The organism is Pseudomonas sp. PS02302 (assembly GCF_029959585.1).
Lineage (GTDB): Bacteria > Pseudomonadota > Gammaproteobacteria > Pseudomonadales > Pseudomonadaceae > Chryseomonas > Chryseomonas aestiva.
In genome coordinates, this window is record NZ_JASCON010000110.1 from 1 (window position 1) to 14,242 (window position 14,242).

The 14,242-nt window shown below is 65.9% G+C and carries 14 protein-coding genes; 10 read left to right on the forward strand and 4 right to left on the reverse strand.

Annotated elements, in window-relative coordinates; all coding sequences use genetic code 11:
• Positions 1-783: 783 nt before the first annotated feature.
• The 5 genes from QMX82_RS23960 (at position 784) to ureC (ending at position 5,133) form a co-directional block, all read left to right on the forward strand.
• Positions 784-1,623 carry an urease accessory protein UreD gene (locus QMX82_RS23960; protein WP_282288230.1) on the forward strand — a complete coding sequence of 280 codons (840 nt, stop codon included), beginning with the start codon at positions 784-786 and terminating at the stop codon, positions 1,621-1,623.
• A gap of 79 nt (positions 1,624-1,702) precedes the next feature.
• Positions 1,703-2,005 carry an urease subunit gamma gene (ureA, locus tag QMX82_RS23965; protein ID WP_007162996.1) on the forward strand — a complete coding sequence of 101 codons (303 nt, stop codon included), beginning with the start codon at positions 1,703-1,705 and terminating at the stop codon, positions 2,003-2,005.
• 10 nt (positions 2,006-2,015) lie between these two features.
• Positions 2,016-2,525: a GNAT family N-acetyltransferase gene (locus QMX82_RS23970; protein WP_133862177.1), complete on the forward strand. Its 510-nt coding sequence runs from the start codon at positions 2,016-2,018 to the stop codon at positions 2,523-2,525.
• Positions 2,522-2,827, forward strand: a complete 306-nt coding sequence (locus tag QMX82_RS23975) for an urease subunit beta (protein ID WP_064307547.1) — start codon at positions 2,522-2,524, stop codon at positions 2,825-2,827. The genes QMX82_RS23970 and QMX82_RS23975 overlap by 4 nt, the downstream gene beginning before the upstream one ends.
• 605 nt (positions 2,828-3,432) lie before the next feature.
• Positions 3,433-5,133 (forward strand): urease subunit alpha, encoded by a 1,701-nt coding sequence (gene ureC / locus QMX82_RS23980; RefSeq protein ID WP_187981133.1) that lies wholly within the window; start codon positions 3,433-3,435, stop codon positions 5,131-5,133.
• Positions 5,134-5,259: 126 nt separating this feature from the next.
• Here the strand turns inward: ureC and QMX82_RS23985 are convergent, their stop codons facing one another.
• Both QMX82_RS23985 and QMX82_RS23990 read right to left on the reverse strand, forming a co-directional pair.
• On the reverse strand, positions 5,260-5,790 hold the full coding sequence (locus tag QMX82_RS23985) for an REP-associated tyrosine transposase (RefSeq protein ID WP_282288259.1): 531 nt from the start codon (positions 5,788-5,790) through the stop codon (positions 5,260-5,262).
• Positions 5,791-6,032: 242 nt separating this feature from the next.
• Positions 6,033-7,439 carry an L-cystine transporter gene (locus QMX82_RS23990; protein ID WP_133862180.1) on the reverse strand — a complete coding sequence of 469 codons (1,407 nt, stop codon included), beginning with the start codon at positions 7,437-7,439 and terminating at the stop codon, positions 6,033-6,035.
• Positions 7,440-7,660: 221 nt separating this feature from the next.
• Here QMX82_RS23990 and QMX82_RS23995 point away from each other — a divergent pair, with 221 nt between their 5' ends.
• Together QMX82_RS23995 and QMX82_RS24000 are read left to right on the forward strand one after the other, a co-directional pair.
• Complete coding sequence (locus QMX82_RS23995) at positions 7,661-7,990, forward strand: hypothetical protein (RefSeq protein ID WP_133862181.1); 330 nt, start codon at positions 7,661-7,663, stop codon at positions 7,988-7,990.
• An 81-nt stretch (positions 7,991-8,071) separates the two neighbouring features.
• Entirely contained in the window at positions 8,072-8,620 is a 549-nt protein-coding gene (locus QMX82_RS24000; RefSeq protein ID WP_208694056.1) for a glutathione peroxidase, read from the forward strand.
• 926 nt (positions 8,621-9,546) lie between these two features.
• Here QMX82_RS24000 and azu read toward each other — a convergent pair.
• Complete coding sequence (gene azu, locus QMX82_RS24005; RefSeq protein ID WP_133862183.1) at positions 9,547-9,996, reverse strand: azurin; 450 nt, start codon at positions 9,994-9,996, stop codon at positions 9,547-9,549.
• A 330-nt stretch (positions 9,997-10,326) separates the two neighbouring features.
• On the opposite strand from azu, the gene QMX82_RS24010 reads away from it, so the two are divergent.
• The 3 genes from QMX82_RS24010 to QMX82_RS24020 all read left to right on the forward strand — a co-directional run bounded on the left by QMX82_RS24010 (position 10,327) and on the right by QMX82_RS24020 (position 12,790).
• Positions 10,327-10,914 (forward strand): TIGR00730 family Rossman fold protein, encoded by a 588-nt coding sequence (locus QMX82_RS24010; protein WP_208694055.1) that lies wholly within the window; start codon positions 10,327-10,329, stop codon positions 10,912-10,914.
• A gap of 97 nt (positions 10,915-11,011) precedes the next feature.
• Positions 11,012-11,869: an SDR family oxidoreductase gene (locus QMX82_RS24015; RefSeq protein ID WP_208694054.1), complete on the forward strand. Its 858-nt coding sequence runs from the start codon at positions 11,012-11,014 to the stop codon at positions 11,867-11,869.
• A gap of 63 nt (positions 11,870-11,932) precedes the next feature.
• Positions 11,933-12,790: a glucose 1-dehydrogenase gene (locus QMX82_RS24020; RefSeq protein WP_208694053.1), complete on the forward strand. Its 858-nt coding sequence runs from the start codon at positions 11,933-11,935 to the stop codon at positions 12,788-12,790.
• Between the two features lie 721 nt (positions 12,791-13,511).
• Here the strand turns inward: QMX82_RS24020 and QMX82_RS24025 are convergent.
• Positions 13,512-14,168 (reverse strand): TetR/AcrR family transcriptional regulator, encoded by a 657-nt coding sequence (locus QMX82_RS24025; RefSeq protein ID WP_187981126.1) that lies wholly within the window; start codon positions 14,166-14,168, stop codon positions 13,512-13,514.
• Between the last annotated feature and the right edge of the window lie 74 nt (positions 14,169-14,242).

Consider the following 14,242-nt stretch of genomic DNA (forward strand, 5'->3'; position numbering starts at 1 on the left):
CCGGGTCCGCTCACGCCAGCGCCGTTCCGGGGTCGGTCCAGATGGGCCGTCCATGGCCCACTGGACCTCTCGCCGCATCCATGCGGCTCGACCCACTCCACGACACTGGCGCTCGCCCTCCTGAACGGGGCGATTCGCCAGCCTGAACGTGTTGGTTGAAGAGCCATAAAAACCCGTAGCCCGTAGCCCGTAGCCCGTAGCCCGTAGCCCGTAGCCCGTAGCCCGTAGCGTGGACAACGGCGTCGCCTTGTCCACTGATAGTGTCGGTACCTTCCAGTGGAAAACGCTGCGCGGTTTTCCACGCTACAAACCTGTGAACATCCGGACATCAGGCTTGCGCCCCGTCCCCGTCAGTGAGGCCGAGTGTAGGTGTTGCGGAGGGGGATGCGAGGCAGGACGCCGAACAAGGCGCGAGGGGCAGGAAGCCCCTTCGTGCCGTGCCCCCGGAGCGGCGCCGGAGCGAGGGAGACGTAGCGAAGCGGAGTAACAGCCGCAGGCTGGCCCGAAGGGTGAGCGGAGCGAATCACCCGGAGCGCAGCGGAGGGCCGAAACGTGGGGTGTGCTTTCTTTTGCTTACTTTTCTTTGCACCGGGCGGCGATCCGCAAGCAAAGAAAAGTAAGTCGCCGGCCAGGCGAAACAGGAACCACATACAAAACTCAGCAAATAGCCCGGGCACCTATCCCGACGCCCTCCATAGCGCCCCCGCTTCACGAATACCACCCACCCGGTCAGATTCTTGCAAGGCCCTCTCCAAACAGCCCAACCAGAACAACGACCACCCGATGACCTCTGCCCTGTCCCCTGCCCTCTTCACTCCTGCCTGGCTGGCGCGCCTGGAGCTGGCCTATGCCCGCCAGGGCGACTGGACCCGGCCGACCACCCGCCGCCACCTCGGTCCGTTACGGGTGCAGAAGCACCTGCACGCCGAAGGCCCCGAAGTCTGCCAGCACATCATCGTCCATCCCCCGGGTGGCATCGCCGGGGGCGATCGGCTGGACATCGACGTCAGCGTCGGCGCGACCGCCTGGGCCCAGCTCACCAGCCCTGGCGCGGCCAAGTGGTATCGCGCCGATAGCGCCGCCCACCAGCAGATCGACCTGCGCGTCGCCGCCGGCGCCACCCTGGAATGGCTGCCCCAGGAGACCATCGTCTTCTCCGGCGCCCAGGCCCGTCTCGCCACCCGCATCGAGCTGGAGGGCGACGCTCGCCTCTGCTACTGGGACATCGTCGCCCTGGGCCGCCCGGCCAGTGCCGAGCGCTTCACTGAGGGCCTGTTCCAGGCGCATCTGGACATTCGTCGCGATGGCACTCCGCTGTGGCACGAGCGCCAGCGCCTGGTCGGTGCGGATCGGTTGCTGGACTCGCCCATCGGCCTCGCCGGTCAGCCGGTGTTCGCCACCCTGCTGATCACCGGCACCCTGGACGCCGATACCCTGGCGCGTTGCCGCGAACTCGGCCTGGCGGTCCGCGGCGACCTGACCCAGCTGCCCGGCCTGGTGGTCGCCCGCTGCCTGGCCGCCGAATCGCTGCAAGCCCGCGCCTGGCTGATCGAGGTCTGGCGCCTGCTGCGCCCGGCCCTGCTCGGCCGCGCCGCCGTGCCACCGCGGATCTGGAGCACCTGAGGCCGCGCCACTCTTGTAGGCGCGGCCCACGGCCGCGATGATCGACCTTCCTTGACCGAACCTGCCAACCGGAACACCCATGGACCTGACGCCCCGCGAAAAAGACAAGCTGCTCATCTTCACCGCCGGCCTGGTGGCCGAACGCCGCCTGGCGCGTGGGGTGAAGCTCAACTACCCGGAAGCCATGGCGCTGATCTCCGCCGCTCTGCTCGAAGGCGCCCGTGACGGTCGCACCGTCGCCGAGCTGATGCACTATGGCACCACCCTGCTGACCCGCGACCAGGTGATGGAAGGCGTTCCGGAGATGATCCCGGAGATCCAGGTGGAAGCCACCTTCCCCGACGGGACCAAGCTGGTCACCGTCCACCAGCCGATCGCCTAGGGAGATCGCCATGAGTCTGATCGTCCGCGACGCCATCCCTGCCGACCTGCCGGCCGTGCTGCACATCTACAACGACGCCGTCAGCAACACCACGGCGATCTGGAACGAGACCCCGGTGGACCTGGCCAATCGCCAGGCCTGGTTCGACCTGCGCGCCACCCAGGGCTACCCCATCCTGGTCGCCGAGAATGCCGACGGCGTGGTGGTGGGCTATGCCTCCTTTGGCGACTGGCGGCCCTTCGAGGGCTTTCGCCACACCGTCGAGCACTCGGTCTATATCCATCCCGACCAGCGCGGCCAGGGCATCGGCCCGCGCCTGATGACGGTGCTCATCGAACGCGCCCGCGCCTGCGACAAGCACGTGATGGTGGCCGCCATCGAGAGCGGCAACCAGGCCTCCATCCGCCTGCACGAGCGCCTGGGCTTCATCACCACCGGGCAGATGCCCCAGGTCGGCACCAAGTTCGGTCGCTGGCTGGACCTCACCTTCATGCAACTGATGCTGGAGCAGCGCCCATGATTCCCGGCGAATACCAGATCCAGGACGGCGACATCGAACTCAACGCCGGCCGCCGCACCCTGAGCCTGACCGTCGCCAACAGCGGCGATCGGCCGATCCAGGTGGGCTCCCACTACCACTTCCACGAGACCAACGACGCCCTGCTGTTCGATCGCGCCCTGGCCCGCGGCATGCGCCTGAACATCGCCGCCGGCACCGCCGTGCGCTTCGAACCTGGCCAGAGTCGCGAGGTGGAACTGGTCGAGCTGGCCGGCCTGCGCACCGTCTACGGCTTCGCCGGGCGGGTGATGGGGAAGTTGTAGGGACAAGCCCCCTCACCCCAACCCTCTCCCTTAGGGAGAGGGGGCTAAAAGCAGACACCGTGCCTTTCGCGCTTTCCTCCTGCTCCACGAGACTGGAGCGGAGCGAGAGGCCAAACCGGAACACCCGCCCTTCCCCCTCTCCCCCTGGGAGAGGGTCGGGGTGAGGGCAAACCAGAACACCCTGCGGTGCAGGAATACTCCCTGCACGAGGCAACAGGATGCCACCCGCTCTTCCCCCTCTCCCTCCGGGAAAGGGTCGGGGTGAGGGCAAACCAGAACACCCTGCCGTGCAGGAATACTCCCTGCACGAGGCAACAGGATGCCACCCGCCTTTCCCCCTCTCCCCCTGGGAGAGGGTCGGGGTGAGGGCAAACCAGAACACCCTGCCGTGCAGGAATACTCCCTGCTCGCGGCAACAGGATGCCACCCGCTCTTCCCCCTCTCCCCCAGGGAGAGGGGCGGGGTGAGGGCAAAACAGGACACGCTGCGGTGCAGGAATACTCCCTGCACGAGGCAACAGGATGCCACCCGCTCTTCCCCCTCTCCCTCTGGGAGAGGGTCGGGGTGAGGGCAAACCGGACCACCTTTATTCGGGATTCACACCTATGAAAATCTCCCGCCAAGCCTATGCCGACATGTTCGGCCCCACCACCGGCGACCGGGTGCGCCTGGCCGATACCGAGCTCTGGATCGAGGTCGAAGAAGACCACACCGTCTACGGCGAAGAAGTGAAATTCGGAGGCGGCAAGGTCATCCGCGACGGCATGGGCCAGAGCCAGCTGCTGGCGGCAGAGGTGGTGGATACCGTCATCACCAATGCCCTGATCGTCGACCACTGGGGCATCGTCAAGGCCGATGTCGGCCTCAAGCAGGGCCGCATCCATGCCATCGGCAAGGCCGGCAACCCGGATATCCAGCCCGGCGTCAGCGTGCCCATCGGCGCCGCCACCGAGGTCATCGCCGGCGAGGGCATGATCCTCACCGCCGGTGGCATCGACTCGCACATCCACTTCATCTGCCCGCAGCAGATCGAAGAGGCGCTCATGAGCGGCACCACCACCATGATCGGTGGCGGCACCGGCCCGGCCACCGGCACCTATGCCACCACCGTGACCCCCGGTCCCTGGCACATGGCGCAGATGCTCAAGGCGGCCGACGCCTTCCCGATGAACATCGGCTTCACCGGCAAGGGCAATGCCAGCCTGCCCGGGCCGCTGGAAGAGCAGGTTCGCGCCGGCGCCATCGGCTTGAAACTGCACGAGGACTGGGGCACTACCCCGGCCGCCATCGACAACTGCCTGGCAGTGGCCGATCGCTTCGACATCCAGGTGGCCATCCACACCGACACCCTCAACGAATCCGGTTTCGTCGAGACCACCCTGGGCGCCTTCAAGGGTCGCACCATCCACACCTACCACACCGAGGGGGCCGGGGGCGGCCACGCGCCGGACATCATCAAGGCCTGCGGCTTCCCCAATGTGCTGCCCAGCTCCACCAACCCGACGCGGCCCTTCACCAAGAACACCATCGACGAGCACCTGGACATGCTCATGGTCTGCCACCACCTGGACCCGAGCATCGCCGAGGACGTGGCCTTCGCCGAGAGTCGCATCCGCCGCGAGACCATCGCCGCCGAGGACATCCTCCACGACCTCGGCGCCTTCGCCATGATCAGTTCCGACAGTCAGGCCATGGGCCGCGTCGGCGAGGTCATCACCCGTACCTGGCAGACCGCCGACAAGATGAAGAAGCAGCGCGGCCCGCTGCCCGAGGACACCGCTGGCAACGACAATTTCCGGGTCAAGCGCTACATCGCCAAGTACACCATCAACCCGGCGATCACCCATGGCATCAGCCACGAGGTGGGCTCCATCGAGGTGGGCAAGTTCGCCGACCTGGTGCTCTGGCGCCCGGCCTTCTTTGGGGTCAAGCCAACGCTGATCCTCAAGGGCGGTGCCATCGCGGCCAGTCTGATGGGCGACGCCAACGCCTCCATCCCCACCCCGCAACCGGTGCACTACCGCCCGATGTTCGGCAGCTACGCCGGCATGCTCCACGACACCAGCCTCACCTTCATCAGCCAGGCCGCCTTCGACGCCGGGGTGCCCGAGCAACTGGGGCTGAAGAAGCGCATCGGCGTGGTCAAGGGTTGCCGCACCGCGCAGAAGAGCGACCTCATCCACAACGGCTACCTGCCGACCATCGAGGTCGATCCGCAGAACTACCAGGTCAAGGCCGACGGCCAGCTGCTCTGGTGCGAACCGGCCGAGGTGCTGCCGATGGCGCAGCGGTATTTCCTGTTCTAACGAGGCCTGTTCCAAAGGCACGGCCTGTTGGGCTTCGCTGCGCTCAACCCAACCTACGGGTGTCCAACGTCGCTTGGGCACCCGTAGGTTGGCGCTGAGTGTAGCGAAGCCCAACACGACCAACTCTCACCGCTCGCCCACCGCCCAGTCCTCGTCGCGCTGGCCTGCCCAATCCGCCGGCAGGACGCCCGCTCGCACATAGCGATGAATGGACGAATGGGGCCACTCCACCGCCCTAGGCGCATGGCCGTGCTTCACCGGGTTGAAATGGATGTAGTCGAAATGTCGCTGCAGATCCTGCTCGTCCCGAATCCGGTGCTCCCAATAGCGTCTTTGCCAGACGCCGCGTTCGCGTTTCAGCCGGCGCGATAGATTCACCGTCTCCAACGGCGGTAACTGACGCGAGAAGCCTGCCTTGATCAGGCTCCAACGCAGCGGATAGTCACCGTCGTCATCTGGCAGGCGCCAGAGCGCGTGCAGGTGATCGGGGAGGACCACCATGGCGAGGATATCGAAGGGATGCCGGACCTTCACCTCGCGCACGGCCTGCCTGAGCGATCCGATATGGTCGACGAGCAGAGTGGCCGAGCGGTCGTTGAGATTGAGCGTGAAAAAGAAGATGCCGCCTGCGGCACGGCTGTGTCGATAGTCCAAGATCACCGTCCCTGGTGAATGGAAAGTCGCAGTCTAGAGCCTTTTCCAGTGCCTTTGGATAGATCGTGCCTGTTGGGCTTCGCTGCGCGCAGCGCCAACCTACGCGGTTCAACCATCCACGTTGTACCCAGTCAACCTTAGGCACCCGTAGGTTGGGTTGCGTCGGCTCCCCCGCCGAAGCCCAACACACCACAGCAGGCATCGGGCGCCGTTGCGCTTCGCTGCGCTCAACCCAACCTACGGACTCAGCCGCGACTGATCGGCGCCGCCGGGGCTTCGGCGCGGTCGTTGCGGTCGTAGGTGGCCTTGTCCAGCTGGCCCATCCAGCGTGCGGTCAGGGTGCCGGCGGTCATGGAGCCGTTGACGTTGAGGGCGGTACGGCCCATGTCGATCAGCGGCTCGATGGACACCAGCAGCGCCACCAGGGTGACCGGCAGGCCCAGGGCCGGCAGCACGATCAGGGCGGCGAAGGTAGCACCGCCGCCCACGCCGGCCACGCCCGCCGAACTCAGGGTGACGATGCCCACCAGGGTGGCGATCCACAGCGGATCGAAGGGGTTGATACCCAGGGTCGGGGCGACCATTACCGCCAGCATGGCCGGATAGAGACCGGCGCAGCCGTTCTGGCCGATGGTGGCGCCGAAGGAAGCGGCGAAGCTGGCGATGGCCGGCGGTACGCCGAGGCGCTCGGTCTGGGCCTCGATGCTCAGCGGGATGGTCGCCGCGCTGGAACGGCTGGTGAAGGCGAAGCTCAGCACCGGCCAGACCTTGGGAAAGAAGCGCGCGGGCGACAGGCCGCTCAGGGTCAGCAGCAGCGCATGCACGCCAAAGAGGATGCCCAGGCCCAGGTAGGAGGCGATCAGGAAGGTGCCCAGCTTGAGCACGTCCTGGGGACTGGCGGTAGCGACCATCTTGGTCATCAGCGCCAGCACGCCGTAGGGGGTGAGTTGCAGCAGCAGGCGCACCAGCTTCATCACCCAGGCCTGGAGCACGTCGATGCCGGCCAGTACCTTCTCGCCACGCACCGGATCGTCGCGCTGCAGGCGCAGGGCGGCGACGCCGAGGAAGGCGGCGAAGATCACCACACTGATGATGGAGGTGGGATTGGCGCCCGTGAGATCGGCGAAGGGATTCTTCGGAATGAAGGACAGCAGCAACTGCGGCACTGACAGATCCGCCACCTTGCCGACATAGCTGTTCTGCAGGGCGGTCAGGCGCGCGGTCTCCTGGGCGCCTTGCACCAGGCCCTCGGCGCTCAGGCCGAACAGCCAGGTGACCAGCACCCCGACCAAGGCGGCGATGGCGGTGGTGAACAGCAGCGTGCCCAGGGTCAGCAGGCTGATGCGGCCCATGGACGAGGCTTCGCGCAGCCGCGCCACGGCGGCCAGGATGGAGGCGAACACCAGCGGCATGATGCTCATCTGCAGCAGCTGCACATAGCCGTTGCCGACCAGGTTGAACCAGCCGATGGAGGTCTTGAGCACCGGGGCGTCATGCCCGTAGACGAATTGCAGCACCAGGCCGAAGGCTACGCCTAGGGCGAGACCGATGAAGACGCGCACGGCCAGGCTCCAGCCGGTGTTGCGGGTACGTGCCAGCAGGCCGAGCAGCACGGCGAAGGCGACGAGGTTGAGGACGAGAGGCAGATTCACACGAGGTCTCCAGAACGGCGCCCGACACGACCGCCGGACGAAAAGGCGGCGATGGTAGCAGCTCGGGCCGCCTCGGCTTAGATCGAGGTGCTATCACCTGATAACGGGAGGAGCGGTCCTATCGCCGGGGTGAACGGCGCTCGTCCTGGGCGTTGCGCTGCTAGAGTTCAGCCAACCGGGAAATGACGCCCGGCCCTGCCACATCAGAAAAGGAATACTCCATGCAACGTTTCGCCAAGCTCGCCGCTTCCTTCGCCCTCGCCGCCGCCGTCGCTGGCTGCACCGGCACCGCGATGAAGACGCAGAACCTGGATCCGTCGCAGTACACCGTCGTCGGTCATGGCGAGGGCAAGGCTACCGGTCTCATGATCCTGGGCTTCATTCCGGTCCAGCAGAACGACCGCTTCGTACGCGCTCAGCAGGCCGCCATCAAGTCCCGCGGTGGCGATGCGCTGATCAATGCCCAGGTGCAGGAAAACTGGTTCTGGGCCTACGTCCTGAGTGGTTTCACCACCACCGTTTCCGGCGACGTGGTCAAGCTCAAGCGCTGAGCCCCATCCGTCCGATCGACGCCGCCCATCGAGGCGGCGTTTTTGCGCTAGGCTGATCGCTTCTTTCCGAGGAAGCCGACCATGACCGCGACCCTGATGAAACTCCCGCTGCAATCCATCGACGGCGAAACCCTGACCCTGGAGCGCTACCTGGGCAAGGTGCTGCTGGTGGTGAACGTCGCCTCCAAGTGCGGCCTGACCAGCCAGTACGAAGGCCTGGAACGCCTTTACGAAGCCCAGCGCGAGCGCGGCCTGGAAGTGCTCGGCTTTCCTGCCAACGACTTTAAGCAGCAGGAACCCGGCAGCGATGCCGAGATCAAGGAATTCTGCACCCTCACCTATGGCGTGCAATTCCCGCTGTTCGCCAAGCTCAGCGTCGTAGGTGAAGACAAGCATCCGCTCTATGCCGAACTGACCCAGGCGCAACCCGAGACGACCGGCGACGGCCCCTTCCGCGAGCGCATGCTGAGTCGTGGTGGCACGCCCAACCCCAAGCCCGAGGTGCTGTGGAATTTCGAGAAATTCCTGATCGGGCGGGATGGCGAGGTGGTGGGGCGTTTCGCGCCGGATGTGACCGCGGATGATCCGCGGTTGGTGGCGGCCATCGAGAAGGAATTGGCGAAGGGCTGAACCTGCCCTGCCGGTAAATGGCGAGGCGTGACCTGATTCGTAGGTTGGGTTGAGCGCCAGCGAAGCCCAACACTGCCAGGATCAACCTTCAATAATTGGTGCCCTAGCTGATTATCGAGTTTTGCTGGCACCTCTTGTTTCGCTCTCCCGAGCGACTCACTTTTGCCAGTCGCGGCAAAAGTAAGCAAAATCGCTTGCCCTGATCATCCGGCCCTACGCTTCGCTCCGGGTCCGCTCACGCCAGCGCCGTTCCGGGGTCGGCCTACACGGGCCGTCCATGGCCCGTTAGGCCTCTCGCCGCATCCATGCGGCTCGACCCACTCCACGACACTGGCGTTCGCCCTTCTGAACAGGGCGATTCGCCAGCCTGGAAGTGTTGGTTGAAGAGCCATGAACCGCTCGTACCCCGTAGCGTGGATAACGGCGCAGCCTTATCCACAGGGGTCGCGTTACGCACCAGCGGAAAACGCTGCGCGGTTTTCCACGCAACTAATCACTCTGGCTCCTCCTGTAAACACCGCAACCTCAGGCTGGCGCCCCGTCCCCGTAAGTGAGGCCGAGTGCAGGTGTCGCGCATGGGGATGCGAGACAGGACGCCGAGCAAGGCAGGACGCCGAGCAAGGCAGGAGGGGCAGGAGGCCCCTTCGTGCCGTGCCCCTGGAGCGGCGCCGGAGCGAGGGGACCCGGAGCGCAGCGAAGGGCCGAAACGTGGGGTGTGCTTTCTTTTGCTTACTTTTCTTTGCACCGGGCGGCGATCCGCAAGCAAAGAAAAGTGAGTCGCCGGCCAGGCGAAATAGGGGCAGCAGCAATGCCGGTAAACAGCTAGGGCAACCAACTTCAAAGCCGTTGGGCTTCGCTAGCGCTCAACCCAACCTACAGGCGTCTCCTGCCCAAGAAGTCGGACTGCGACAGTCAGCCCGCCCCTCTTACCCCCGCTGCAGCACCCCGCGCATGGAGCCGAAGTGTCCTGGGAAGGAACAGAAGAAGCTGTATTCCTTGCCCGCTTCCAGGGCCCCGGTATCGAAGGTCACGGAGTCCTTCTCGCCGCCGCCCAGCATGCGGGTGTGGGCGATGATGCGTTCGTCGCCCTCGGGCAGGTAGCCCTTGTCTTCGCCCGCGTTCATGCCGGCGGCGTCGACGGCCGAGGCATCGGTGGAACGGGTCAGCACCCAGTTATGGCCCATGACGTTCTTCGGCAGGCTGCCGTTGTGGATCAGCTCGACGGTAAAGGTCTTGCACGAGGCCGGGACCTGGATCGAGGCGCGGCTGTAGGTCATCTGGTCGCCGGCTTCGATCTGGGTGGTACAGCTGTCGGCGGCCCAGGCGCCGGTACTTCCCAGGGCGAACAGTGCGGCGGCAAAAAACGTGGATTTCATGAACCCTCCGGATGCGTGAAAGTCGCCAGTCAGACCGATGCGAGGGTGGCGGGTTCCAGCGGCCATGGCAAGGGCGCGGCTTCGCTCTATCGCCTCCATCGAAACCTTTGCCAGGTCGCGGGGCCTTAGCTCTGGGTACTATCCCTTCATCATCCGCCAGCCAAGGACGCCCGCCATGACCCTTACCGCCCTGCTGCACGAGTTGTTCGCCAACTATGCCCAGGCCGCCAGCGGCAATGCGCCGGAAGCGGCCTTCCTCGCGCGATGAGGGTGCTTTGCTCCGGCGGAGCGGGCGGCTAGGCTAGGCGCTTTGCCTGCCTAGGAGTCCCCATGTCGCTGAAAACCGTCTGTGTCTTCTGTGGCGCCAAGCCCGGTGCCTCGCCTGTCTTCGCCGAAGCCGCGGCGCACCTCGGGCGCACCCTCGCCGAGCGCGGCCTCACCCTGGTCTATGGGGGCGGCAAGGTCGGCCTGATGGGTGTGGTCGCCGATGCCGCCCTGGCTGCCGGTGGCGAAGTCATCGGCATCATTCCCCAGAATCTCAAGACCGCCGAGCTGGGCCATACCGGCTGCACCCGTCTGGAAGTGGTCGACGGCATGCATGCGCGCAAGGCGCGAATGGCGGAACTGGCCGATGCCTTCATCGCCCTCCCCGGCGGCCTGGGCACCCTGGAAGAACTCTTCGAGGTCTGGACCTGGGGTCAGCTCGGCTATCATGCCAAGCCCATGGGCCTCCTGGAGGTCGATGGCTTCTATGCCCAGCTGGAGGGCTTCCTCGATCACCTGGTCGCCCAGGGCTTCGTCGCCGCGCCGCATCGCGCCATGCTGCAGGTGGAGGCTTCACCAACGGCCCTGCTAGACGCCCTCGCCGCCTGGCAGCCCACGGTGCCGCCGCGCTGGGCCGAATCGGCACCCCGCTAGCGCCGGTACACCGCCCGTCCCGGATCTCGAACCCTCGCCGCTTGTGGCCTGTCGGTACTGACAGGCCCGCAAAAGTTACCGCGACGAGGATTCTTCCATGACCGATTTTCCCAAAGCCCCGATGCCGGAACAGCAGCAGGCCGTTCCCGGCCTGCAATCGCGCATGAATCCGGTGCCGGATTGCGGCGAGCAAAGCTACAAGGGTTCTGGCCGGCTGGCCGGCAAGAAGGCGCTGATCACCGGTGGCGACAGCGGCATCGGCCGTGCCGTGGCCATCGCTTTCGCCCGTGAGGGCGCCGATGTCGCCATCAGCTACCTGAACGAGCACGAAGACGCCGAGGACACCGCCCGCCTGGTGCGCGAAGCCGGCCGCGAGGCCCTGCTGCTGCCGGGTTGCCTGTCCAAGCGCGAGCAGTGCCTGGCAGTGGTGGACCAGACCGTGGCCGCCTTCGGCCGTCTCGATGTGCTGGTCAACAACGCCGCCTTCCAGATGACCCACGAGACCCTCGACGAGATTCCCGACGACGAGTGGGTCTACACCTTCGATGTGAACATCACCGCCATGTTTCGCATCACCCAGGCCGCGATAAAGCACATGGGCCCGGGTGGCTCCATCATCAACACCACCTCGGTGAATTCGGACATGCCGCGGCCGACGCTGCTGGCCTATGCGACCACCAAGGGCGCCATCGCCAACTTCACCGCCGGCCTGGCTCAGCTGCTCGGCGAGAAGGGCATCCGCGCCAACAGTGTGGCCCCCGGCCCCGTCTGGACCCCGCTGATCCCGGCCACCATGCCGCCGGAGCAGGTCAAGGAATTCGGCGGCAACACCCCGCTCGGCCGCCCCGGCCAGCCGGTGGAACTGGCGCCGGTCTACGTGATGCTGGCCTCGGACGAATCCAGCTACACCTCGGGCGCGCGCATCGCCGTCACCGGTGGCAAGCCGATTCTCTGACCAGCCCTGCGCCCCGGCACAGGCCGGGGTCGCCCCTTCTTTTTCCGCATTCGGAGCCCGCTCGTGAGCGACCATCCCAAACCCCCGCTGAAACCCCAACCCCAGACCTTTCCCGGTTCCGAAGCACGCATGGATCCGCAACCCGACAGCGGCGCCGCGAGCTACCGCGGCTCGGGTCGCCTGGCGGGCAAGAAGACCCTGATCACCGGTGCCGACAGCGGCATCGGTCGTGCCGTGGCCATCGCCTTCGCCCGTGAGGGCGCCGATGTCGCCATCGCCTACCTGGACGAGCACGAGGATGCCCAGGAGACCGCCCGCCTGGTCACCGAAGCCGGGCGCCAGGCCGTGCTGCTGCCGGGCGATCTGGCCGAGCGCCAGACCTGCCTGGACGTGGTGCAGAAGACCGTCGAGGCCTTTGGCCGCATCGACGTGCTGGTCAACAACGCCGCCTTCCAGCAGGTGCGCGACAGCCTCGACGAGATCCCCGACGAGGAATGGGTGCATACCTTCAACGTGAACATCCATGCCATGTTCCGCATCACCCAGGCGGCGCTGAAGCACATGCCGCGCGGCGGCTCCATCATCAACACCGCCTCGATCAATGCCGACATCGCCCCGCCGACCCTGCTGGCCTATTCGGCCACCAAGGGCGCCATCGCCAACTTCACCGCGGGTCTGGCGCAGCTGCTGGGCGACAAGGGCATCCGCGCCAACAGCGTGGCCCCCGGCCCGATCTGGACGCCGCTGATCGTCAGCACCATGAAACCGGACGAGCCCAAGCAATTCGGTAGCAGCACGCCGCTGGGTCGCCCCGGCCAGCCGGTGGAGCTGGCGCCGGCCTATGTGCTGCTGGCGTCCGACGAGGCGAGCTATATCTCCGGCGCCATGCTGCCGGTGACGGGCGGCATGCCGGTGCTCTAAAGGTTTTGTCCGGGGTGCCTGGGTTTGCCCTCACCCCAACCCTCTCCCGGAGGGAGAGGGGGTAGCTTCGTAGGTTGGGTTGAGCGCAGCGAAGCCCAACGTTGGACATCCAGCAGCGTTGGGCTTCGACGATGAAGCCGTCTCAACCCAACCTACAGAGCTAGCGTGCCTGGGTTTGCCCTCACCCCCGCCCTCTCCCGGAGGGAGAGGGGGTAGCTTCGTAGGTTGGGTTGAGCGCAGCGAAGCCCAACGTTGGACATCCAGCAGCGTTGGGCTTCGACGATGGAGCCGTATCAACCCAACCTAAGGAGCTAGCGTGCCTGGGCTTGCCCTCACCCCAGCCCTCTCCCCAGCCCTCTCCCGGAGGGAGAGGGGGTAGCTTCGTAACTTGGGTTGAGCGCAGCGAAGTTCAACGCGGGATATCCCGCAATGTTGGGCTTCGACGATGGAGCCGTCTCAACCCAACCTACGAGGTTGGGGTGCCTGGGTTTGCCCTCACCCCAACCCTCTCCTGGAGGGAGAGGGGGTAGCTTCGTAGGTTGGGTTGAGCGCAGCGAAGCCCAACGTTGGACATCCAGCAGCGTTGGGCTTGGACAATGAAGCCGTCTCAACCCAACCTACGGGATTTCCACCCTGCGAATCCATGTTGGAGACTAGAAGCCTCGGTCAAACGCCCCCTCTCCCTCCGGGAGAGGGTTGGGGTGAGGGTCGCGCGGACGCCCTACGGCTGCAGGTAGCGCACCATCGCATCGCCGATCATGGTCTTGTGCCGGCGCAGCACGGCCGGTTCTTCCATGTCGATGTCGTGGATGTGGCCGAAGGTATGGCGGTTGGAGACACGATAGAAACAGAACGAGCACATCAGCAGGTGCACATCCACCGCGTCCAGCCCGCTGCGGATATCGCCGCTGGCTTCGCCGCGCGCCAGGATGCGGCGCAGGGCCTCCAGCGCCGAGGAGTTGAGGCTGGAGATGGTCTCGGACTGCGCCAGGTGGCGACCGCGGTGGATGTTCTCGATGCTCACCACGCGGATGAAGTCGTCGTGGCTGCGGTGGTGTTCGAAGAGGAATTCCGCCAGGGTGCGAATCGCCTCCAGCGGCGGCAGACGGTCCAGTGGCAATTCGGCCTCGTTGCCGCGCACGTCGCTGTAGAGTTTTTCCAGCACCGTCAGGTAGAGCTGCTCCTTGCTGCCGAAGTAGTAGTAGATCATCCGCTTGGAGGTATGGGTGCGCTCGGCGATGGCGTCCACCCGCGCCCCGCTCAGCCCCAGGTCGGCAAACTCGGCCACGGCGGCGGCGAGGATGGCCTGGCGGGTCTTCTCGGGATTGTTCTTGCGCGGGGTACGGAGCGTGGGCGCGAGCGCCGGGGTGTCCTGCATCGGGCTGACTCTTGTCGGAGGAGAGGCGGGGGGGGGCCCCCCGGCGGCCCCCCGGGCGCCCGCGCTGAGATTTA